This window comes from Arthrobacter sp. KNU40 (assembly GCF_051515115.1).
Classification (GTDB): domain Bacteria; phylum Actinomycetota; class Actinomycetes; order Actinomycetales; family Micrococcaceae; genus Arthrobacter.
The window spans coordinates 3,871,145-3,891,499 of record NZ_CP195850.1; the positions used below are offsets into that span (position 1 = coordinate 3,871,145).

Annotated in this window: 23 protein-coding genes; 6 read left to right on the forward strand and 17 right to left on the reverse strand. The window is 63.2% G+C overall.

The window, feature by feature from the left end; genetic code table 11:
- Window positions 1-22: 22 nt before the first annotated feature.
- Complete coding sequence (locus ACSKT0_RS17970) at window positions 23-1,261, reverse strand: MFS transporter (RefSeq protein ID WP_437770959.1); 1,239 nt, start codon at window positions 1,259-1,261, stop codon at window positions 23-25.
- Window positions 1,262-1,429: 168 nt separating this feature from the next.
- Here ACSKT0_RS17970 and ACSKT0_RS17975 point away from each other — a divergent pair, with 168 nt between their 5' ends.
- The 4 genes from ACSKT0_RS17975 to zapE are packed head-to-tail and all read left to right on the forward strand — an operon-like array spanning window position 1,430 to window position 3,957.
- Entirely contained in the window at window positions 1,430-1,990 is a 561-nt protein-coding gene (locus ACSKT0_RS17975; RefSeq protein WP_437770960.1) for an Lrp/AsnC family transcriptional regulator, read from the forward strand.
- A gap of 9 nt (window positions 1,991-1,999) precedes the next feature.
- Window positions 2,000-2,425, forward strand: coding sequence for a DUF1761 domain-containing protein (locus ACSKT0_RS17980; RefSeq protein WP_437770961.1), 426 nt, complete (start codon window positions 2,000-2,002; stop codon window positions 2,423-2,425).
- Window positions 2,426-2,443: 18 nt separating this feature from the next.
- On the forward strand, window positions 2,444-3,439 hold the full coding sequence (gene corA / locus ACSKT0_RS17985; protein ID WP_437770962.1) for a magnesium/cobalt transporter CorA: 996 nt from the start codon (window positions 2,444-2,446) through the stop codon (window positions 3,437-3,439).
- Window positions 3,439-3,957: an AFG1/ZapE family ATPase gene (zapE, locus tag ACSKT0_RS17990; protein WP_437770963.1), complete on the forward strand. Its 519-nt coding sequence runs from the start codon at window positions 3,439-3,441 to the stop codon at window positions 3,955-3,957. The genes corA and zapE overlap by 1 nt, the downstream gene beginning before the upstream one ends.
- Window positions 3,958-4,408: 451 nt before the next feature.
- Here zapE and ACSKT0_RS17995 read toward each other — a convergent pair whose 3' ends face one another.
- From ACSKT0_RS17995 to ACSKT0_RS18005, 3 genes are all read right to left on the reverse strand, one after another.
- Complete coding sequence (locus ACSKT0_RS17995; RefSeq protein ID WP_345449193.1) at window positions 4,409-4,555, reverse strand: lmo0937 family membrane protein; 147 nt, start codon at window positions 4,553-4,555, stop codon at window positions 4,409-4,411.
- Window positions 4,556-4,645: 90 nt separating this feature from the next.
- Entirely contained in the window at window positions 4,646-4,900 is a 255-nt protein-coding gene (locus ACSKT0_RS18000) for a hypothetical protein (protein WP_437770964.1), read from the reverse strand.
- Between the two features lie 4 nt (window positions 4,901-4,904).
- The gene (locus tag ACSKT0_RS18005) at window positions 4,905-5,174 is read right to left on the reverse strand and encodes a hypothetical protein (protein ID WP_437770965.1); all 270 of its coding nucleotides are present in this window, start codon (window positions 5,172-5,174) and stop codon (window positions 4,905-4,907) included.
- Window positions 5,175-5,500: 326 nt separating this feature from the next.
- Here ACSKT0_RS18005 and ACSKT0_RS18010 point away from each other — a divergent pair, with 326 nt between their 5' ends.
- On the forward strand, window positions 5,501-6,208 hold the full coding sequence (locus ACSKT0_RS18010; protein ID WP_437774076.1) for a TetR/AcrR family transcriptional regulator C-terminal domain-containing protein: 708 nt from the start codon (window positions 5,501-5,503) through the stop codon (window positions 6,206-6,208).
- Between the two features lie 123 nt (window positions 6,209-6,331).
- Here ACSKT0_RS18010 and ACSKT0_RS18015 read toward each other — a convergent pair whose 3' ends face one another.
- The 4 genes from ACSKT0_RS18015 to ACSKT0_RS18030 form a co-directional block, all read right to left on the reverse strand.
- On the reverse strand, window positions 6,332-6,895 hold the full coding sequence (locus ACSKT0_RS18015) for a GNAT family N-acetyltransferase (protein WP_437770966.1): 564 nt from the start codon (window positions 6,893-6,895) through the stop codon (window positions 6,332-6,334).
- 69 nt (window positions 6,896-6,964) lie between these two features.
- Complete coding sequence (gene crcB, locus ACSKT0_RS18020) at window positions 6,965-7,333, reverse strand: fluoride efflux transporter CrcB (protein ID WP_437770967.1); 369 nt, start codon at window positions 7,331-7,333, stop codon at window positions 6,965-6,967.
- A complete protein-coding gene (locus ACSKT0_RS18025) occupies window positions 7,330-7,830 on the reverse strand; it encodes a fluoride efflux transporter FluC (RefSeq protein ID WP_437770968.1) in 501 nt (166 codons plus the stop codon). The genes crcB and ACSKT0_RS18025 overlap by 4 nt, the downstream gene beginning before the upstream one ends.
- Window positions 7,827-8,363, reverse strand: coding sequence for a universal stress protein (locus ACSKT0_RS18030; RefSeq protein ID WP_437770969.1), 537 nt, complete (start codon window positions 8,361-8,363; stop codon window positions 7,827-7,829). The genes ACSKT0_RS18025 and ACSKT0_RS18030 overlap by 4 nt, the downstream gene beginning before the upstream one ends.
- Window positions 8,364-8,469: 106 nt before the next feature.
- Between ACSKT0_RS18030 and ACSKT0_RS18035 the strand changes: the two genes are divergently transcribed.
- Window positions 8,470-9,204: an SOS response-associated peptidase gene (locus tag ACSKT0_RS18035; RefSeq protein WP_437770970.1), complete on the forward strand. Its 735-nt coding sequence runs from the start codon at window positions 8,470-8,472 to the stop codon at window positions 9,202-9,204.
- 1 nt (window position 9,205) lies between these two features.
- Here the strand turns inward: ACSKT0_RS18035 and ACSKT0_RS18040 are convergent, their stop codons facing one another.
- The 9 genes from ACSKT0_RS18040 to ACSKT0_RS18080 all read right to left on the reverse strand — a co-directional run bounded on the left by ACSKT0_RS18040 (window position 9,206) and on the right by ACSKT0_RS18080 (window position 20,332).
- Window positions 9,206-9,385 carry a hypothetical protein gene (locus ACSKT0_RS18040; RefSeq protein ID WP_437770971.1) on the reverse strand — a complete coding sequence of 60 codons (180 nt, stop codon included), beginning with the start codon at window positions 9,383-9,385 and terminating at the stop codon, window positions 9,206-9,208.
- A gap of 229 nt (window positions 9,386-9,614) precedes the next feature.
- A complete protein-coding gene (locus tag ACSKT0_RS18045) occupies window positions 9,615-11,963 on the reverse strand; it encodes a gluconokinase, GntK/IdnK-type (RefSeq protein WP_437770972.1) in 2,349 nt (782 codons plus the stop codon).
- Window positions 11,953-13,182, reverse strand: coding sequence for a D-mannonate dehydratase ManD (gene manD, locus ACSKT0_RS18050; RefSeq protein WP_059387443.1), 1,230 nt, complete (start codon window positions 13,180-13,182; stop codon window positions 11,953-11,955). Before manD ends, ACSKT0_RS18045 begins: the two co-directional genes overlap by 11 nt.
- Before the next feature lie 118 nt (window positions 13,183-13,300).
- Window positions 13,301-14,734 carry a glucuronide transporter gene (gene uidB, locus ACSKT0_RS18055; RefSeq protein WP_437770973.1) on the reverse strand — a complete coding sequence of 478 codons (1,434 nt, stop codon included), beginning with the start codon at window positions 14,732-14,734 and terminating at the stop codon, window positions 13,301-13,303.
- Window positions 14,735-15,112: 378 nt separating this feature from the next.
- Window positions 15,113-16,435 carry a mannitol dehydrogenase family protein gene (locus ACSKT0_RS18060; RefSeq protein ID WP_437774077.1) on the reverse strand — a complete coding sequence of 441 codons (1,323 nt, stop codon included), beginning with the start codon at window positions 16,433-16,435 and terminating at the stop codon, window positions 15,113-15,115.
- An 86-nt stretch (window positions 16,436-16,521) separates the two neighbouring features.
- On the reverse strand, window positions 16,522-17,928 hold the full coding sequence (gene uxaC, locus ACSKT0_RS18065; protein ID WP_437770974.1) for a glucuronate isomerase: 1,407 nt from the start codon (window positions 17,926-17,928) through the stop codon (window positions 16,522-16,524).
- Window positions 17,929-18,017: 89 nt separating this feature from the next.
- Window positions 18,018-19,064 (reverse strand): LacI family DNA-binding transcriptional regulator, encoded by a 1,047-nt coding sequence (locus tag ACSKT0_RS18070; protein ID WP_437770975.1) that lies wholly within the window; start codon window positions 19,062-19,064, stop codon window positions 18,018-18,020.
- Between the two features lie 101 nt (window positions 19,065-19,165).
- Window positions 19,166-19,783, reverse strand: a complete 618-nt coding sequence (locus ACSKT0_RS18075) for a Gfo/Idh/MocA family oxidoreductase (protein ID WP_437774078.1) — start codon at window positions 19,781-19,783, stop codon at window positions 19,166-19,168.
- A 33-nt stretch (window positions 19,784-19,816) separates the two neighbouring features.
- Complete coding sequence (locus ACSKT0_RS18080; protein ID WP_437770976.1) at window positions 19,817-20,332, reverse strand: Gfo/Idh/MocA family protein; 516 nt, start codon at window positions 20,330-20,332, stop codon at window positions 19,817-19,819.
- Window positions 20,333-20,355 lie beyond the last annotated feature (23 nt).

Sequence of the window (20,355 nt, forward strand, 5' to 3'; positions counted from 1 at the left end):
GACTTCCAGGATGGACCGTCAGTCAGCCCTTGCGGAGAACCCTGCGGAGGGAGACGACAGCGAGCACCGTCGCTGCAAGCCCGCACACCACGGTGAAACAGCTGGCAGCGGCGCCCAGTCCGATGAACGAAGCGGCCAGGCCCAGCCCGATGACCGGCACAGCGCTGCCAAGGTAGGTGATGACGTAGACAGTGCTGATGATTTGGGCATGCCGGGACGCTTCGACTTTGCCGGCAACGTCGTTGAACACGAGCCGGAAGGCGATCCCCTGCCCAACCCCGGCGGACAGGCTAGCTGCCACCAGCAGCACTGGACTGGAAAGGGAGGCCGCAACGCCGACAAGCATAATGGAAACCCCCAGGACCGCCAGCCCAGCGGGCACGGCGAAACGGCCACGGACCTTCAGCAATTGGCTGAGCGCCGACGCTCCGAGCGTCAGTCCGGCGAGCAGGCCGGTCATGGGGCGGGAATCGGCGTGCACTACGACGGCGAAGTAGCCGGGCGCGAGCGAAAGGCAGAATCCGAACACGGCAAAGCTGAGGAAGCCGACGCTCGAGGCCAGCCAAAACGCTCCCCTCGCTTCCCGCGATACCGAGGGCCGCCGCGGGGCCAACACGGTGTAGGGACGCGGGCCTTCTGCAGGCCGAATCGCGGGGCGCGCCTTGAGAAGCCACAGCGGGACCAGCAAGAGGAGCAGGACGGCCGCGTGGATGAAGAACGGCGTTGACGTGGCACCCGGGAGCAGCGAAAGCAGTCCGCCGATGGCGGGACCGGCCGCCACCCCGCCGGAGGAAGACAACAGGGTGAAGCGGGAGGCCCACTCGGGCCGGGACGGAAGCAATTCACGCAACGCAGCCGAGCTCGCTCCGGTAGCGAGGCCCACGGCAACGCCCTGGAGCATCCGGCCGGCCGAGAGCATCAAGAGGTTGTCAGCGTTTGCGAAAACCAGGCCGCCCGCCAAGCCCACCAGGACCGCCAGCACCAGCGCTGCACGCCTGCCGATATGGTCCGACCAGTGGCCGGCGAGCATCAGCACAGCCACGAGTGCCAGGACGTAGCTCGCAAAGGCAATGGTCACGCCCAATGAAGTGATTCCGAGTTCCGCCTGAAGCAGCGGATACAGCGGGCTCGCCAAGTTGGCACCGACCAGCAGTGTGAACATGACGGCGCCGGCCAGGACCAGCCGTGCCGTGGTGGAAGCATCCCAGCCCGAGCGCGCGGCGGTGGCCTGGCGCATGCGCAGTTCGCTAAAGACAGTCATTTCCGTGCCTTCGCCTCAGCGGCCGTCACGGAACCTGGCCTTGTGGGCCGGGACTGGACGGCCCAAAATATTGATGGCAATAGGATGTCGCAAGCCTGCCGAATAGATCAGATGTCCATGAAAGAATTGATCAGAACAGTCAAAATTGAGATCCACCAATGACCAAAAATGAGCCGGAGTGATGATTTGAACACCCTCGATCCAACGGATCTGAAGATCCTGCTCGAGTTGATCCGTGATCCCAGGATTCAGATCGCCGAACTGAGCGAGTCCCTCGGGATTGCGCGCAACACCGCCCAATCGAGGATGCGCCGCTTGGTCCGCTCGGGCGTACTGAACGACGGCGGCCGCGAGGTCGACCTCGAAAAGGTGGGGTACGACGTCGTCGGCTTCGTGACGCTGGAGGTGACCCACCGGGAACTCGACGGCGTGATCGGAGCCCTCCGCCGCATCCCCCAGGTCCTTGAGGTGCATGAAATTTCCGGGCGCGGCGATCTCTTATGCCGCGTTGTGGCCACCGACACTCACAACCTGCAAACGGCGCTTCGCTCCATCCTCAGAACCAAGGGCGTCATCCGCACGGAAACGGTCCTTGCCCTGCACACCCATATCCCCTACCGGACAGAGCCGCTGATCGGCCGGCTCGTGGACGCCGCTGAAACGTCCGGCGCCGCGAAACGGGTCAAAACGCAGGTTTCCACCGATTCGCCGGTCAGGGAAGCCGACTAGGATTCCAGAATGGATTGGCTCTCTTCTCTTCAGCACCTCAACTGGCTGGCCATACTCCTGGCCTTCATTTCCAGCATGGTCATCGGATTTGTCTGGTACATGCCGGCGGTCCTCGGCAGACGGTGGATGCAGGCTATCGGCAAGACCGAGGAAGACCTCAAGAAGATCGACGGCGGCGCAGGAATCTGGATCCCCATGATGGTGGCCGCAGCGTTCACAAGCATCCTGTTGGCCGTCCTCATCGGAAAGCTGGACGTGCAGGGAAGCTTGCACGCCGGTTTCTTTGCGCTAGTGATTGCGGTGGTCTTCCGCGTCGGCGGCCACGTCATCCACAACGGTTTCGCAGGCAGGCCGTCCGCCGTGACTCTCATCGACTCCGGCCATGACATCGTGGCCATGACTGTCGCCGGGTCAATCATCGGGGCGTTGCAGTAACAAGAGGAGAATAACCTCGTGACCATCATTGACAATGCCGTCTATGTGAACGGCATCCGGACCGCGACTCCGGAAAGCCTTGAGCAAAGCGTCGAAACACTCGCCGCCCATGGCGGAATGGTGTGGATTGGACTGTACCGGCCGGACGAGACGGAAATGGCGGCGGTGGCTGCCGAGTTCGGCCTCCACCTGCTCGCCGTCGAAGACGCGGTCAACGCCCACCAGCGGCCCAAGCTGGAACGCTACGACAACAACCTCTTCACCGTCCTCCGGCCTGCGCGGTACGTAGACGCTACAGAGACCGTGGAGTTCGGTGAGCTTCACATCTTCACGGGGAGGAACTTCGTGGTCACGGTCCGGCACGCGGAAACGCCTGGAGTGGCCAAAGTCCGTCGCGATCTGGAACAACAACCGGAGCTTCTGCGCCATGGTCCCGAAGCCGTCCTGTACGCACTGTTGGACCGAGTGGTGGACGACTATGGCCCCGTGATCTCGGGTCTGGAAAACGACATCGACGAGATCGAGGACCAGCTCTTCGGCGGCGATCCCCTGGTTTCGCGGCGCATTTATGAACTCGCCCGCGAGGTCATCCAGTTCCAGCGCGCAATCAATCCGCTGCCGGAAATGATGGCCTCCCTGAAGCGGGGGTTCGAGAAATACGGAGTCGACATCGAACTGCAGCGCAAACTCCGCGATGTGGAGGACCACGTCGAACAAGTCATATCCCGCGCCAATGGCTTCCGGGACCTGCTTCAAAATGCCCTGACCCTCGACGGGACCTTGACTGCGAACCGGCAAAACGAGGCGAGTGCGGCACAAAACGAACAAACCAAGAAGATCTCCTCGTGGGCGGCGATCTTCTTCGCACCGGCATTCGTCACCGGGCTCTACGGCATGAATTTCGACATCATGCCTGAACTCCATTGGCCGTTCGGCTATCCGATGGCGCTCGGCATGATGGTTGCCGCGGGCTTTGTCATGTATGTGATCTTCAAGCGGAAGAACTGGCTCTAGTGGCTCGTGGACAGGAGGGCTTCAGCAGGGGCAAGATCATTACTCCCGGAACGCCGGCGCAACTGGGGGTCTTTGGTTTGTTCGCGCCGGCGAAGTCACAAGAGCGGATCCTCACCCCCACGACGGAACGGCTCGCCGTCAAAGCTGCTGACGATGTTCTCTGGGTCAGTTTCACGGAATTGTGCGGCGGCCTCATGTCGACGGCGGACTACCTGGCGTTGGCGGAGGACTACGGAACGTGGGTGATCGACGGAGTACCCTCGCCAACGCTTGAGTCGACTGCCGGGTCCGCACCGGCCTGGCAACGGTTCAGCAATGTCGTCGATGTCCTGCACGACCAGGACATCACGCTCTTCCTGGTGGGCCACGGCCCCTTGGACTGGGACCTGGCCCAGGATCCCGCCCACCGGACCAGCACCCAGCCCGTTGATCTGGCCAGAATTGCGAGCCGCCTGTCCCTCCTGGGCCGGGTGGAAGACTCGACGCCTTTTGAAGAAGTCGAGGCCGGGGGCAGCTAAGCATGTCTTCCCCGCCGACACTGGGCGAGGCCAATCGTCGCCTCGGTTCCGGACTTCTCTCTAGGCGCCCGGCCGTAAGATTGCGAAATGACCTTCGCCCAGACGGTGGCCGTGACTTCCCACCGGAGCCGACGAGTGATTTCGACATGACGTGGGGAAACGAATTGCAATCTGGGCATTGAGCGCCGCCCTGCTCTTCGGGCAATGGTGCTTCGATCCTGGTCAAGACGGATACCACGACTTATTCGTGCGGCATCATGGGCGGCCCGGCTCTGCTCCTGGACTCAAGCCCTGCCGCACGCTGAGAGACTCCCAGCCTCCAGGCACTTTGCCTCACGTACGACCTACGGCGAGAGCCGGGCTGGCCAACCAGGGCTGTGATGACGCCGAACGACAACGCCGGGACCCCTTATCACATAAGGAGTCCCGGCGTCGGAGCAAAAGTTCATTGTTATACGCGTGACCTGCCGCGGATGAAGTGGAAAATCAGAACGACGACGGCAACAACCAAAAGCAGGTGAATGAGCCCGCCGCCGATGCCGCCGATAAAGCCGAGAAGCCAGAGAACGGCGATAATGATGGCTATCCAAAGCAACAAGTGTGTCTCCTTCGTTTGTTCGCGTACCCAGGCCGGCGGCCTAGGGCATTCGTTACTAAGTATACTTACCAATGAGGGTAAGTGCGTGGATCAGTGCGGTTTTTCCATTTGGAAGCCGCACCTGGCCAGGACTGCGGCGACGAAACCCGCTGTTGTGGACAGGACGCGGGCCCCGCCGCATTTAGCACAGTTGAAGGCAACGGCGAGGGTTTCGCGTCGGCGGTCCATGATGGTGCTGGAGTCCACGACGAGGTGCAGATCGGTGTCGCAGGTCGCGCACCAGGGCTGCTTGCCCCGGGGCTGGTGGGCGTCCAACGGGAGGTAGGTGCTCGAGATGGCGCTCATCGGATCAGGCCAGGGCCGGGCAGCTTGCCAGAATGTAGTCGGCAGCGGCCGGGCCCGTCATTCGGAGCCCATTGCCGGCAGGATGGATGCCCTTGGTCCTCATCGCCGCCAAAAAAGCGCTCTCGGGCTGCGGCACGGACTGTTGGAGCAAACACCAGCTCGTATACAGGCCGTAAAAGCGATCCCGCCCGAGAGGAGAATCGGACCGGTCGTTGGTGATGATGGTGGCTTCTTCAAGGAATTGGTCGAACTGGATACTAGCCGTATTAGCCATGGGGCCCTTTTTGCAGGTGCGTTGTGTGCTGCCAAGTGGCTATAGCAGCGGAGCCCCAATGCGTGCACATGGCACTGGAGCGGTCACCCGGTTCTGTGGAACTCTGCGGCTCGGGCGGTCTGTGCGTTGTGCGCAGTCACGGGCTTCTGAAGCAGTACGCAGGGCCGTGGCCGTGCGCTGAAATCCGTTTCGGGAAACCTGTGTAGGAACTTGTCTACGATGTAGACTTTACGCGTAGACTACAAAGTAAGCAAGCTTTTTCCGCAGGAACCAGCGAGGACGCGATCAGATCAGGATGGAAACCCGTGCCGCCCCCAAAGAGTCCGATCAATTCTTCAACTGCCGGCGAGAAGGCCACCGGGGAGAAACCCAAGCTGAGCCGCGACCTCGTACTGTCCACTGCGCTCGCACTCGTGGACGCGGAAGGACTCGACGCGCTCACCATGCGCCGTCTCGGGCAGGAACTGGGCCGGGATCCGATGAGCCTCTACCGGTACGCCGCCAATCGTGCTGCGCTCCTGGACGGAGTGACCGAGTTGGTCCTGAAGGAGCTTTCCATCTTCCCGGACCGCCCGGATTGGCAGGCACAGCTCCGGCAGATTGCCCATGACCTGCGCCTGTTGGCGCTGCGGCACCCGAACGTCGTGCCATTGCTCGTGACCCGCCCGCTGTCGACGCCTTTGGGCCTGCGCCCCCTGGGAACGCTGCGCCCGCTTGAGCAGATCCTCTCGTTGCTGATCGACGCAGGGTTCGCCCCGGCGGACGCGCTGCACGTCTACCGGGCTTACTATGGGTTCCTCTACGGCCACATCCTCAATGAGCTGCAGGAATTCATCGTGGATCCGGACGAAAACGAAGCACTACTCCGCCTTGGTCTCCACCGCCTGCCGGCGAAAGAATTTCCCCGCCTTCGCGCGCTTGGCCCGGTTCTTGCGGACTATGACGGCGCGGCCGAACTGGACCAGGGCATCAGCATCCTCCTCGCCGGACTCGCGGCACCCCTCATCCGCGAGAAGACCATCCCAAAGCAGTGACCAGGACAAGACCAGACGCCGGAGGACGGAATGGCACACGCTGACGGCGCTCCCGTGGCCGGCATGAGTTGTACGTGCAGAGTGAGCGTTCTGAAGAGCGCTATGGCGTCTGGACCGCGTCTGTCATTGCGCGACACCAGGTCGCGTGTCCATCCATTCGGCCCGAAGTATTGAAAATACCTCCTTGTCGTAACGCCTGTCGTCGTAGACCCAGCTACTGCGAAGAACACCGTCCGAACGCATGCGCAGCCGCTGCGCGACAGCAACGCTGCGGTCGTTGTCGGTGCGGCACCGCCATTCAACTCGGGACATTCCCCGCTCTACGAACGCCCACTCCATGAGCAGTTCAACTGACCGGGTGATGAGGCCGCCTCCGACAGCATCGGGTTCGAGCCAGCAGCCAATCTCGCAAATGCCCCAGACGGGGTCAAACGTGACAAACATCACGCCTCCAACGATCTTGCCGTGGTCCCAGAGGCCGTAGATACGCGCTCCATCATTCGCGGTGGCCGTGGCGTAACGCTGAAGGGTAGCGCGGGCACCCTCGACGGTGTCGGTGACAAAGGTCGGTCCGACCCACGGCCGGATGTGGTCTCGTGCCCTGCTCATGTGCTCGGCGAACTCGCCGGCATGCCATGTCTCGAGAGGCTTCAAGACGACTCCGTCTCGCACGACCGTTTCAAACATAGTCTCTCCAAAGGTTTTTCCAGTGTTTGGTTGCCACTGGGTGTTGGTGGTTTCTCGGACGTGTACGGCTCAGAACAACAAGACCAGCCCGACGCCGGCTGCCGCGGCTCCGACGCATGCCGCCATAGTGCCCACTCCGTTGAGAACGGCCAGACCGGTCCGGCCGGCCTGGACAAGCCGGACGGTCTCCAAGCTTGCCGTACTGAACGTCGTGTATCCGCCAAGGAACCCTGTGCCGAGAATCAACTGGAGAGATTCTGGAGCCTGATGTGCCATGACCAGCCCTGCCAGGATCCCCATGAGCAGCGAACCGGAGAGGTTGATGAAGATCGTGCCCAGCGGCAACGCAGTCCGGGCCCAGGAACGGACCACCCCATCCACCACGAAACGGGCGGCCGCACCTGCGCCGCCCGCGAGCGCTATGAGAAGGAAGGTCATGTCCGGGCCTTTGGCGTCCGTTGGGCAGACTTGTGCCGGAGCGCCCCAAGCCAGATACCCAGGGTTGTGGCCGCGACACCGCCTAACAGGCTGGCCACCAGGTACCACATGGCGTCCACCCCGCGTCCTGCTCCGAAGAGGTGCACCGAGTCCAGCGCCAGGGTGCTGTAGGTGGTGTAGGCCCCAAGGAAACCACTTCCGATGCCCAAGCGGGCAATCCGGCGGAGACCGGCGTCGGGCCCGCTCCGTGCGAGCGACTCGAGGAGCCAGCCAAGCGCCAGCGCGCCGGATAGATTGATAAGCAGGGTGGGCAGCGGCCACGCGTTTGGCGCAGGAAGAGCCATGCCGAACCCGTAGCGGCTCAAAGCGCCCAGGATTCCGCCGGCGGCGACGAGCAGAACGAACCGCCCGTGCAAGTGGAGCGGGCGGTGCGGGTTCCGGTCCGGTGGTGCCGTCTCGGCTTTGGCTCCCGGCGGTGCGGTGCTGCTTTCCTTCATTGATCCCTGCTTGGGTCGTGACGGCCCAAGGGAACCATGAGCACGGGGCAGTTTTGGCGATGTGCCAAATGCAAGGCTACCGATCCAGTGACCAGTCCTTCAAACTTCGGGCCGAGGCCGTGTTCCTTGGTCCCCACGACGATCATGGAAGCGTTGATGCTCGCCGCATATCGGCCTAGAGACCGGGCAGGTTCGCCGGCGAGGGTCACGAAAGTCCACGGCAAACCCGCTCCGTCGAGTTGATCCGCGATCCGGGATCGGAGCGCCTCCGAGATGGCCGCGGCGTCGTCGTCGATTCCGTCGGGATCGATGGGCTGGGCCGCCAGATGCCCGTCCCGGTCCCCTGCCGCCGGGAAACTCGTGACATCAGCGAAGGCCAGGACCAGTTCCAACCCGGCGCTGAGCGCTACTTCCGCGGCTTTCTCGATCACCGCGACGGGCTGGTGCGGAAGCACCCCTGCCAGCACGGGACCGGTCATGCGGGCCGGGCTGCCCTCGGGCGGCCGCGGGTCCTCGCTGCGAGGGTTGCTCATGGGGCCCTCCAAATGTCCGGGTTGTCAGGATGCAGGTTCTTCCGTCTTGCTCCAGTATGGGCTTCGACGACTGGCATTGTCCCAAGCGCTAAGCGAGAATGTCGATATGTGCGGTCGGTTCAGCGTCGGTTTCGAAGCAGACTATCTCTCGAGGAAGCTCGGTGCAGTGCTGCGCGGTGATACCGACTACCCCTCCCCAACGCTCCAGATCAACCCGACTGACCCCGTGGTCTTTCTGCGGGGACGGGCGGGGGACGGTTCGGTCGGCCGCGAGCTCGCCGCCGGCCGGTGGGGATTGGTTCCGACATTCTCCAAGTCCTTCGATTCGAAGGTACCCACCTGGAATGCGCGCTCGGAAACCGCCGGGTCAATCCCCGTGTTCAGGGCGTCCCTGCCCAAGTGGCGGGCGGTCGTTCCGGCCTCTGCCTACTATGAGTGGAAGAAATCGGGTCCCGGCCGCAAGGATCCCAAGCAGCGCTACATCGTCGAACCGAAGGATGAGCTGATTACCTTCGCGGGATTGTTTGCACCATGGCGAGACGAGAGCATCGAGGACAAGTCCGCGCCCGGCGCATGGCGTTTGTCCTGCTCGATCCTGACCATGGATTCCCCTCCTGAGGGCGTTCACGAGCGGCTCCACAATTTGCATGACCGGATTCCGGTTCCGATCTCTGCGGACATGATCGACGATTGGATCGACCCCAAGGAAACCAGGGGCCAGGCCTTGTTGGACGCCGTGCTGGGCGAGGCGTACGGCTTGTCGTCGGCGTGGACAATGAGGCCCGTGGAACTCGTCGAAGACAACACCAGGTTGGTGGACGTCGCGAACCCGGCTGCCTGACTCAACGCTCGTAGCGCAGCTCGGCCCTCACGTCCGTATCCTTTAGCCACGTCATTCTCGTGGCCGATCCGAAGGGATTCGGCCACCACTGGACCAGGACCTTGCCCTCCGACGTCCGGGTGACCATGGCCGGAACATATTGAAGGTATTTCGGCCAAACGAGCTTGGCGATTACAGGCACCCTTGAAACGGTCGATAAAGGTTCTGTTTGCCGCGGAGGCGGGGCGCCGACTGAATTCAACGGCGCGGGGTATTCGGGCTGGTCAGGCATGCCCGAATACTACTGCGAGGCATCGACAATATGGAGGTCAGGAGATTCGAACTCCATAGCTCCATCATTCCGGCCACCGGGCATGCGACGGCCATTCCCCCATGCAGCTGGGAAATGGCCGCCGCTGGCTAAAGCCGCGCTAAAGCCGGGTGTCGAAGGAGTCGCAGAACACGTTCTCGTTGAACGTTCCTTGGAACTCGGACTTGCCCTGGATTTTCTGGATGGTAGCCCGAATGGCCTCGCGGGTCCCAGCGTGGGCATTGATGGCCGTCTTGACCATCGGTACATCGATCAAGTGGTTCGGCTGGTTCAGCGAGACGAACACCGTGGGGACTTCCGTGACGTACCACGGGATTTCCGCCGCCATCGGGCTGGACCACTTGATCCGGATGGCCGCCTCTTGGGCAAAGCCCAACACGCAAGCGAAGACGAACGCGGCATCGTACTTTTCCGCATAATCGCCGGTGGCTTCGTCCGAGATGACGCTCATGAAGTTCACGCCCGGCTCCCCCGCAGCCTCACGTTGCTCCGCCGTCTTGAAGAGGTAGACCTCGAAACCGGCGGTTTCGAGTTCCTCCTTGACGGTATCCAAGTAGGCCAGCGGGTCCGCCCGGGTGAAATCGGAACCACCGGAGATGCCGTACAGGCGAATCCGCTTGTGCGTTTCCGGCGTGATGGGCAGGTTCCCGGCGGTGTCCTTGATCAGAGCGACGGTCTTGTCGGCGATTTCGGCGGCGACGGCGAGGTGGGCCGCGCTGCCGATCAGCCGCAGGGCCTCAGGGGACGGCGTCAATTCTTCCGGCAGTTTCTTGTGCAGCCCCAGGCTGGCCTTCAGCCCCAGAATCCGGCGCAGCGCGTCATGCAGGCGCTGATCGCTGATCACGCCTGATTTGTAGCCGTCCAACATGTACTGGAAGTCCTCGGCCGGGTTGCGGAAGAACAGGAACATATCGCAGCCGGCGGCGATGGTGGCCGGCACGAGGTCCTTGCGCTTCTTGGCCTGGGTGAGGCCGACCATTTGGGATGCATCAGTGAGAATAAGCCCGTTGAAGCCGAGCTCGCCACGAAGCAGGTCCTGGAGAAGCTCCGGAGCGAGGGTGGCGGGCAGGATGTCCCTGTCCTCCGTCCCCGGACGGAAATGCCGTGTGAGCTCAGGCGCCCCGATGTGTCCGGCCATAATCGACTGGACCCCGTGGCCGATCATTTCCCGGTACACATGCCCGTAGCTGGAATTCCATTCCGCGTACCCGAGCGTGTTGTACGAAGTGACGACGTGCTGGTCGCGTTCGTCCACGCCGTCGCCCGGGAAATGCTTGATGGCGCAGACAGTGGGCGATTCGCTGATGCCGTCGAAGTACTCCTTGGCTCGCTCCACCACAATTTCCGGGGTGTTGCCGAACGCCCGGGTGGAGATAACCGTGTTGCGCCAGTTGTAGTGGATATCCACGATCGGCGCAAAGGCCCAGTTACAGCCCAAAGCCGCGGTTTCCACACCGGCCACCTGGCCCATTTTCCGGGCGATGGACTTGTCCGGATGGGAACCGGCCTGGAGGTGGGTCGACACGAAGGTTCCGTCGTCGCAGCTTCCGGCTCCTCCCATTTCCGGGTTGGAGGCGACCAGGAGCGGGATGCGTGTCTTGGACTGGGCATAGCGGATGTGTTCCTGGACAGCGGCAGACGGGCCCGGCCGGTACCGCATCCCACCAACGTGATAGTTCTCCAGCACACCGTCGAGGTACTCCGGGGAGTAATCGTTGTTGTGATTGATGAAGAGCTGCCCGATTTTTTCCTCCAGGCTCATGCCGAGGATGGTGGACTCCACCCACGCAACGGCGTCGTCGTCGAGAGTGAACGGCGCCGCCTGGAGGTCGACGTCGAACTGCCGCGCCTGCGTGCCCGCGGCACCGGCGGGGCTGATGCCCGCCTGAGCTTTGGAACCCGCGACGGCGGCAATTCCGGCCAGCGCTTCGGCGACCACCTCGCTGACCGGGACAGCGATATCCACGACGAACCCGGCCTCGTCGGCGTCGAGCGGTTCCAAGGTGGCGAGCTGCGAATCCAGCAGGGCAGGCGGCATGAAGTGGCCGGAACGCCCTTCTGTCCTTTCCCTAAGCACCTCTTTGCTGCCGTGCAGGTGCAGGAAGACGGTGTCCGGGGCTTTCTCACGAATGGCGTCACGGTAGCTGCGCCGGAGGGCGGAGCATGCGAGAACCAGCCCGCCGTCTCCAGCGTTGGCGAGTTCGGTGCCGACCGTCGCGAGCCACGGCCAGCGGTCTTCGTCAGTCAGCGGGGTTCCGGCGGCCATCTTGGCGACGTTTTCCACGGGGTGGAGTGAATCGCCGTCGAGGAACGGAACCCCCAACGCCCGGGCCACGAGATCCCCGATGGTTGTCTTGCCGCAGCCGGAGACGCCCATCACCACAATGCGCCGCGGCTTTTCCGCGGCGGCGGTTGGCTCGCCCGCCACGCCCACGTTCCTACCAGTCATGGACGGTGCCGTCCACGAGGCGGTTGTAGGGCAGGTAGGCCTGCTGATACGGGAAGGAGTTGGCGGCTTCCTCGTTGAATTCGACGCCGAGGCCCGGCTTGTCGCCCGGGTGCAGGTAGCCGTCGGTGAAGGTCATCGACTGTTCGAAGACCGTGTTGGTCTTGTCCGAGTGCTGCATGTACTCCTGGATGCCGTAGTTGTGGATGGCCAGGCCAACGTGCAGCTGCGCGGCGAAACCGACAGGGGAAATATCGGTCGGGCCGTGGAAACCGGACTTGATCTGATACTGGGCGGCGAAGTCCATGACCTTCTTCAGAGGCGAGATCCCGCCGAAGTGCGTGGACGCGGCCCGGACGTAGTCGATCAGCTGTTCCTTGATGAGCGTCTGGAAGTCATACACCGTGTTGAAGATTTCGCCGATGGCGAGCGGTGTGGTGGTGTGCTGGCGCACAAGGCGGAGCCCTTCCTGGTTTTCGGCCGGGGTGCAGTCTTCAAGCCAGAACAGGTCGTACGGTTCCAGCGCTTTGCCGAGCTTGGCTGCCTGGATTGGGGTCATGCGGTGGTGGCCGTCGTGCAGCAGCGGGATTTCCGGGCCGAATTCGTTGCGCACCGCTTCGAAGACGGTGGGCAGGTGGCGCAGGTAGGCGCGGGTGTCCCAGTCCTCTTCCTGCGGGAACGCACCGCGGCCGGCTGGCTCGTAGTCGTAGCGCTCACCCGAGGCCTGCGCCTGGGCGGCCACGCCATAGACGGCCTTGATGCCCGGGATGGCGGTCTGGATGCGGATCGACTTGTAACCGAGCTCCAGGTGCTCCCGGACCGAGTCGAACAAGGACGGGATGTCCGCGCCCGAGGCGTGGCCGTACGCGCGGAGCCCGTTACGGGAGGCGCCGCCCAGGAGCTGGTAAACCGGCAGTCCGGCGACCTTGCCCTTGATGTCCCACAGGGCCATGTCGACGGCGGCGATGGCGGCCATGGTGACCGGGCCGCGGCGCCAGTACGAGCTGCGGTACAGGAACTGCCAGGTGTCCTCGATGCGGTGCGGGTCCTTGCCGATCAGCAGCTGCGCAACGTGTTCCTTCAAGTACGCGGCCACCGCGAGTTCACGGCCGTTCAGGGTCGCGTCGCCGATGCCGGTCACGCCGTCCTCGGTGGTGATCCGCAAGGTCACGAAGTTCCGGGTAGGGCTGGTCACGAAGACTTCAGCAGCAATGATTTTCACAGCTGGTCCTTTCAGGGTTGCTGATCGAGGGCTGGCCTGGCGCGGATGCGACGTGCACCACAGGGCGGGTAAAGACGATCTTAGGATGGATGACAATTATTGGCAACCGGTTGCAGTATTATTTCGTCGAGATTTTTTCTGGCCCGGCGGCTTCCGCGGCGGCCCGCCCGGCCCGGGTTGCGGCTGCGCCCTCCGCGCTAAACGGCTCCTCGCCGGACGCTTCCAGGGAGCGGCGCGCCTTGATCTCGCCCAGGATCTGGGCGTGGAACGCGTCGGTCAACTTGTACTTGGCCATGACGACAATCGCGAGGATGGTCATGATGGCAGGCAGCGCGCCTGCGGCAAACTGGATGGCCTGCAGGGATTCGGCGCTGTGCGTAGTGCCGGACTTGTAGCCGCCGGCCGCGAGTGCGTATGCGGCAAGGGCGCCGCCGACGGCTTGGCCGGTCTTGCGGGTGAAGGAGAACAGCGCGTAGGTGATGCCCTCAGTCCGGACACCGGTCTTCCATTCGCCGTATTCCACGGTATCTGCCTCCAGGGCCCACACCACGATGTTGACGGCCATGACGCCAAGCATGCTCAAGAGCAGACCGGAGAATCCAACCCCGACCATGGGGGCCGGAGCAAAGAAGACGATTGCGCCACCGATGATGGCGAGGAAACCGGCAGCTACGTAGATGGTCTTCTTGCCGAAGTTTCGGACCAGCCTCGGCATGAGCGGAGCGAGGGCAAAGGTCACAACAAGCTGGACGATGGAGAGGACAGCGTAGAGATCCAGCCGCCCGAGGACGTCGCGCAAGTAATACAGCTGCACCGAAGACAGTGCCATGTAGCCGGTCAGGAAGAGGAAGGAGCTCAGGCAAAGCATGAGCAGGGGACGGTTTGTCTTGAGTGTCGCCATGCTTTGCTGGAAGGAAACCTTGGGCACCGCACGGTGGACGCGCTCCTTGGCGGTCAGGAACGTGAAGAAGTACAGCGCTGCGCCGATCACGACGAAGACCAGAGTGATGATGGTGAACGTGGACTGCAGGTTTGCGCCGGGCTTGATGAGCGGAGCAACGAAGATGCCCAACGCAGAACTGACCAAAAGAGCGCCGACCATTCGGGCTGAGCCCAGCTTGGCCCGCTCCCCCGGTTCTTGTGTCATCGCGCCGGCCAGCGAACCGTAAGGGATGTTCACCAGCGAGTAAGCCAGGCCCAGGGCCGCGTATGTCACGTAGGCGTAGAGCAACATCCCTGTTTCGCCGACTTGCGGAATGGAGAAGGCCGCGACGCTCAGAAGCAGCAATGGGATCGAGCCGAACATGATGAACGGGCGGAATTTTCCGAAACGCTTACTGTAGGCGCGGTCAACCAGTCGTCCGGCGAAGACATCGGCGAAAGCGTCGAAGATCCTCACGGTAAGCAACAGGGTGCCGGCGGCCGCCGCGGATATGCCCGCGACGTCGGTGTAGTAGACCAGGAGGAACATGGTGGCAGTAGTGAAGGCAAGGTTGTTGGCGGCGTCGCCAGCCCCATAGCCGAGGATGCTGAGTTTGCTGAGCTTGTTCATTGCGGGCTCCTTTACCCTTGCCGGTACCCCATGTTCCGGCTTGCGATGATGGAAAAGCTTCGGCCGAACCAGGCCTGAAATTGTTGAAGCTTGATGTAATCCTAATCACCCTGGCAACCATTCGGCAAGCGGTTGCCAAGTGTTTCCATAGAAACTTTCAACGTCAGTGCAGTCTCAATGCCCGCTCAGAAGAAGTGAGCGAGCGTCGGGGGAAAAGGCACCATATATGAGCGAGCGTCGGTCCTGCCTAACGCCCGCTCACCTATGGCGGGTTTCCGGCAAACGCCCGCTCACCTATGGCGGGTGTCCGGCAAAACGACGGCGCCCGTTGCCCCTTCACAAGAAAGGCAACGGGCGCCGTCGAAAGTGCCTGTCGGATTAGCTGAGGTTTCCAGCGACCGCGAAGGTCTCGGCCAAACCCTCAACGAGGTCCACGATCGCCGCGTCGGCAACCAGGTCCGGATCCACGAGCCCTAGCAGAGCTTCGAGCCGGGGACGGGCCGGGCCGAGGTTCGCGGCGGCGATCCCTGCCGCCTGCGGGTCCTGGAGACCCGTTGCCGTGGCGGTGTAGGCAGTCCAGGCCGCGATCATCCGAGCGGCCGCTCGGCCACTGCGGCCCGCGGCGCGCTCGGCGCGGAGCACCGGCAGCGCCCGCACGCGCAGCTTGGCACTGCCATCCATCGCTATCTGGGCCAGATGGTGTGCGATTCGGGAATTCCCGAAGCGTTCCAGGAGGGCAGCCCGGTATTCGGGGATGCGCAAATCCTCGCCATGCAGGCTGGAGGCGGCCTCGTCCCAGAAGTCTTCCACCATTCGTCGGCAGGTATCGTCGGCGAGGGCTTCGGCCACGGTCTTGTGTCCGCGCAGTTGGCCGGCATAAGCGAGGAGGGAGTGTGCGCCGTTGAGGAGCCACAGCTTGCGGTTCTCGTACGGCTCGATCTCGTCCACGAAAACGGCGCCCGCGTCTTCCCAGTGCGGGCGTCCCGCTGGGAAGTCCCCGCTGAGGACCCAGTTACTGAAGGGCTCGGCGACCACGGGCGATTCGTCGCGGTATCCGCAGGCTGCAGCGACAGCGTCGATATCGGCGTCCGTCGTACGCGGCGTGATCCGGTCAACGGAAGTGCTGACGAAACTGACGTTGGCGTCGATCCAGGCGGCGAGTCCGGCGTCGAACGCCTTGGCCATCCCCATCACCGCGCTTCTGGCAACGGTCCCGTTGTTGGAGAGGTTGTCGCAGCAGACGACGGCGAGTGGACCGGCGTCTGCGTCGCGGCGCGCGGAGAGACCGAGCACCAAGCGGCCGAGCGGCGTCGTCGGCTTGCCGGAAGCAGAGCCGCCAGAGAGTACGGCGAGGTCCGCGACGACGTCGGGCGCCTGGTTGTCCAACTTGCCGTCGGCACCAAGCCGGTAGGCGGCCTCGGTAATGGTGAGCGTGATGAGCGAAGTCAGCGGCGCGGCGACAAGTGCGACAAAACGCTCGACGTCGGCGCCGTCGACGGCCTCGACAATGCTGCCGATGACTTCGAATGAATCACCGGCGTCGGATCGCTCCACCACGGTGTACAGGCCATCCTGCGCGGCCAGGACCTCTGCCGCATCCGGGCGCCGGCCGGTGAAAGAGGCGATGCCCCACTCAGCCGCGTCGCCTGCATGCTGGGTGTACCAGGCCTGGTGTGATCGGTGAAAGGCGCCTAGTCCCATGTGCACAATGCGCACCGGGGCTTTGCCGATTGGCTTGATGGCACGGCTCAAGCGGGGAAGATCCGCAGTTTGCTCGGGTTCGTTGCTCACAGCTTGAAGACCCTTCGGGGCGAGGAGTCGACGACGTCGACGATGATTTCATGGGCCCGGTCTTCGCTGACACGGTGCTCGGCCACGAGGCGGGCGAGGAAGGACGCTTCGATCCGGCGGGAGGCGTCGTGCCGGGCCGGGATGGAGCAAAACGCGCGGGTGTCGTCGATGAAGCCCGAGGACCGGGAGAAGCCGGTTGTCTCGGTAACGGCGGAGCGGAAGCGGAGCATGGCATCCGGTGCATCGAGGAACCACCACGGAGCGCCGAGGTACACGGAGGGGTAGAACCCAGCCAGCGGCGCCAGTTCGCGGGAGAACACCGTCTCGTCCAGGGTGAACAGCACCAGGTGGAAATCCTTGGCCGTCCCGAAGTCTTGGAGCAGTGGCCGGATGGCATCGGTGTAGTTGGTGGCAAACGGGATGTCGTGGCCGGTGTCCGCACCGTAGGCTTCGAAGGTGGGCTGGTGGTGGTTGCGGAAGGAACCCGGGTGGATCGTCATGACCAGGCCGTCTTCGACGGACATCCTGGCCATCTGGTACATCATGTGGGCTTCGAAGGTGTTGCGGTCCTCGGCCGTGGCCTTGCCGGCGCGCGCAAGCTCGAAGATCCGCTCGGCGTCGCTCCGGTCCAGCTTGAGCGTCGCCGGGGTGAGGACGCCGTGGTCCGCGGAGACCGCGCCATGGTCCACGAAATAACGACGGCGGTTTTCCAGGGCATTGAGGTAGCCGGTATAACCGGTTGCGCCGTCGCCGGCGGAATCGACAAGCCGCTCAACGTTGGCGCTCCACGCCGGGTGGGCGATGTTCAGGTAGGCATCAGGACGGAAGGTCGGCAGCACGCGGCCGTTGAAGGAGGGGTCCTCGGCGATGGCTTTGTGGCTGGCCAGGCTGTCCAGGGGATCGTCTGTAGTGGCGAGGACTTCGATGTTGAAGTCCTTGAAGAGCTGGCGGGGACGGAAATCAGGCTCGACGAGCTTGGCGGCAATGGCGTCGTAGCTGGCGTCGGCAGTCATCTCGCCAAGGTCCGCGCCGAGCTTGAACACGCTGTCGAACTGCGTACGCAGCCAGTACCCGGAGGCAGTGCCTTCGAAGAGGGGCCAGGCCTGGACGAAAGTCCGCCAGATCTCCCGCGATTCGGAGGGGTTGGCGCCTCCCGAGAGCAGCTTACCCAGGGGGACTCCGCTGGCGTGGATCAGCCTGGTGACGTAGTGGTCCGGGCTGACCAGGAGCGCGGCCGGATCAGGGAACGGCGTGTTGTGCTCGATGACGGCGGCGTCAACGTGGCCGTGCGGAGAGATGATGGGCAGGTCCTGGACGCGCTCCAGAAGGGAGCGCGCAATGCTGCGCGTCCCTGGATCCGCGGGCAGGAGCCGGTCAGGATTGGCTGCGATCGACTGTGACATAGGTCAATTTTCAGTCGGAAGAATCAATCTGTCAACCGGTTGCCAACTATTGCCATGTCGTTGCAACTACTCCCGGGGATCGCTTGAAGCTACGCGATGAGCCGTCCGCTGGAGCCGCGCACCACCAGCTCCGTGTCCACGCGAACTGCTCCCGCGGGCCCATCTTGGCCGAGCAACATGTCCAGCAGGAGGGCGGCAGCGCGGGAACCGCACTCCCCCAACGGCGACCTCACGGTGGTGAGCGCCGGCGTCGTGAAGTCTGCCCCGAAGATGTCGTCGAAACCCACAATGCTGATCTGATCCGGGACGTGTATGCCGGCGGCCTGAAGCTCCTGCATGAGGCCTATGGCGAGGAGATCGTTGTAGGTGATCACCGCCGTCGCGCCACTCGCCAGGACGTCACGCGCTACTTGGCGGCCGCCGTCGACGGTTGGCTTGGACGATTCCAAGCGGACCGCCCCCAATTTGTACCAATCGCAGGCAGCTTGGACGCCTTCCCAGCGGCGGCGCGACATCCAGGACTGCGGCGGCCCCGCAACATAAGCGAGCTGCTGGTGGCCGTTGGCGGCGAGGCTCCGCACGGCCTGGCTAATCCCCTTGTTGACGTCCGGGACCACGCATGGCACTCCCTCTATTTCACGGTTGATCACTACCACCGGTTTGTCCGCGGCCAGGGCACGGATCTTTTCGTCGTCCATGCGCGGACTCGCCAAAATGAGGCCGTCCACCGTGCTCAACATCCTGCGGGCCGCAATGAGTTCGGTTTCAGGCGACTCTGCAGACTCGGCCAGCACCAGGGTGTAGTCCCGGGCGGACCCCGTGGTTTCCGCACCGCGGATAATGTCGAAGAACGTCGGGTTGGTGATATCCGCGACGATCAGTCCGATCGTCTGGGTACGGCCGGTGGGAAGTGCCCGGGCGAAAGGGTTCACCTGGTAGTTCAGCTGCTCGGCGGCATCCTCGATGATCTTCTGGGTCTTGGCACTGACCCTGCCCGGTTTGCTCAACGCGCGCGAAACCGTGGAAGGGTTGACTCCCGCGAGCCTCGCGATGTCGTAGATGGTGGGCGAGGATTTCTCCCCGCGGCCACGCTTGGCGGGGAAAGTTGCTGCTCCGGAATTCGTCGCTTCAGTCACGGCTCCATCGTAATCTGGCTTGGCAACAAAAGCAGGACGGTTGCCAAAACCATTCGGCCGGCGACCGCCCTGCTTAAATGCCATGCATAAATGCCCTGTATCTAGGACCGCTCGGCGAACTTGCCTTCTTCGCTGATGCGCTTGTTGAGCTCGCGCATGTACTCGTCCTCATCGAAGTCCAGGGGGACTTCCCTGCCGGCCCAACTCGACAGGTGGATGGCGTTGGCCAGGCGGACGCCCTTGATGCCGTCCGAGCCGGGCGCCAACAAAGGAGTGCCGTCCAGGATGTTGGCCGCGAAGTTCTCCAGGACGCCCGCGTGCTGTCCCCCCCATGCAGACTCGAACTCGATGACCTCGGTGGTGTAGTAGTCTTCGGCCTTCAACTCGCCCATGAAGAGCTTGCGGACATCGTCCATGTCCATGCCGTCGCTCAGTTCGCGCTCGGGCTTGACCAGGCGGGTGACCGTGGCGGTCTTGCTGTTTTCCACCACGATCTTGCCCTGGTCGCCCAGGATCTCGAAGCGGTCCGTGCCCACGAGGTCATGCGTGGCCGTCACGAAAACGCCGGTGGCGCCGTTGCCGTAGTCCACCACGGCGGTGACCTCGTCTTCAACGGCGATGTCCCGGCGGAATCCGTACGCCACCTTGGAGTAGACGGACTTCGGCACGCCGCAGATCCACTGCCACAGGTCGAGCTGGTGGGGTGCCTGGTTGACCAGGACGCCGCCGCCTTCGCCGCCCCACGTGGCGCGTCATTCGCTGGAATTGTAGTAGCCCTGCGGACGCCACCAGTTTGTGATGATCCAGTTGGTGCGTCGGATGGCACCGATCTCGCCGTTGTCGACGATCTCCTTGAGCTTCTTGTAGAGCGGGTTGTTGCGCTGGTTGAACATGATCCCGAAGGAAAGCTCGGGTTTGGAGGCCGCGAACTCATTGAGCTCCTTGACCTGCTTGGTGTAGACACCTGCAGGCTTCTCCACGAGGGCGTGAACGTTGCGCTTGAGCGATTCGATGCCCATTTCCGGGTGCAGGTAATGCGGCACGCACGTGACGATCGCATCGACGTCGCCGCTTTCAAGCATGGCGATGTAGTCGTCATAGAAAGGCGCATCGGGGTACCGGGAGCCTGCCAATTCCTTCTTTGCGGGATCGGTGTCGCAGATAGCGCCGATCACCATGTTCGGGACCATTCCGTCGGTGATGAACTTGGCGTACGTGCCGCCCTGCTGGCCCAGGCCGATGATGCCAAGGCGTACTTTCTTGCTCATGAGTGGATCTCCGTTGTTGTGTG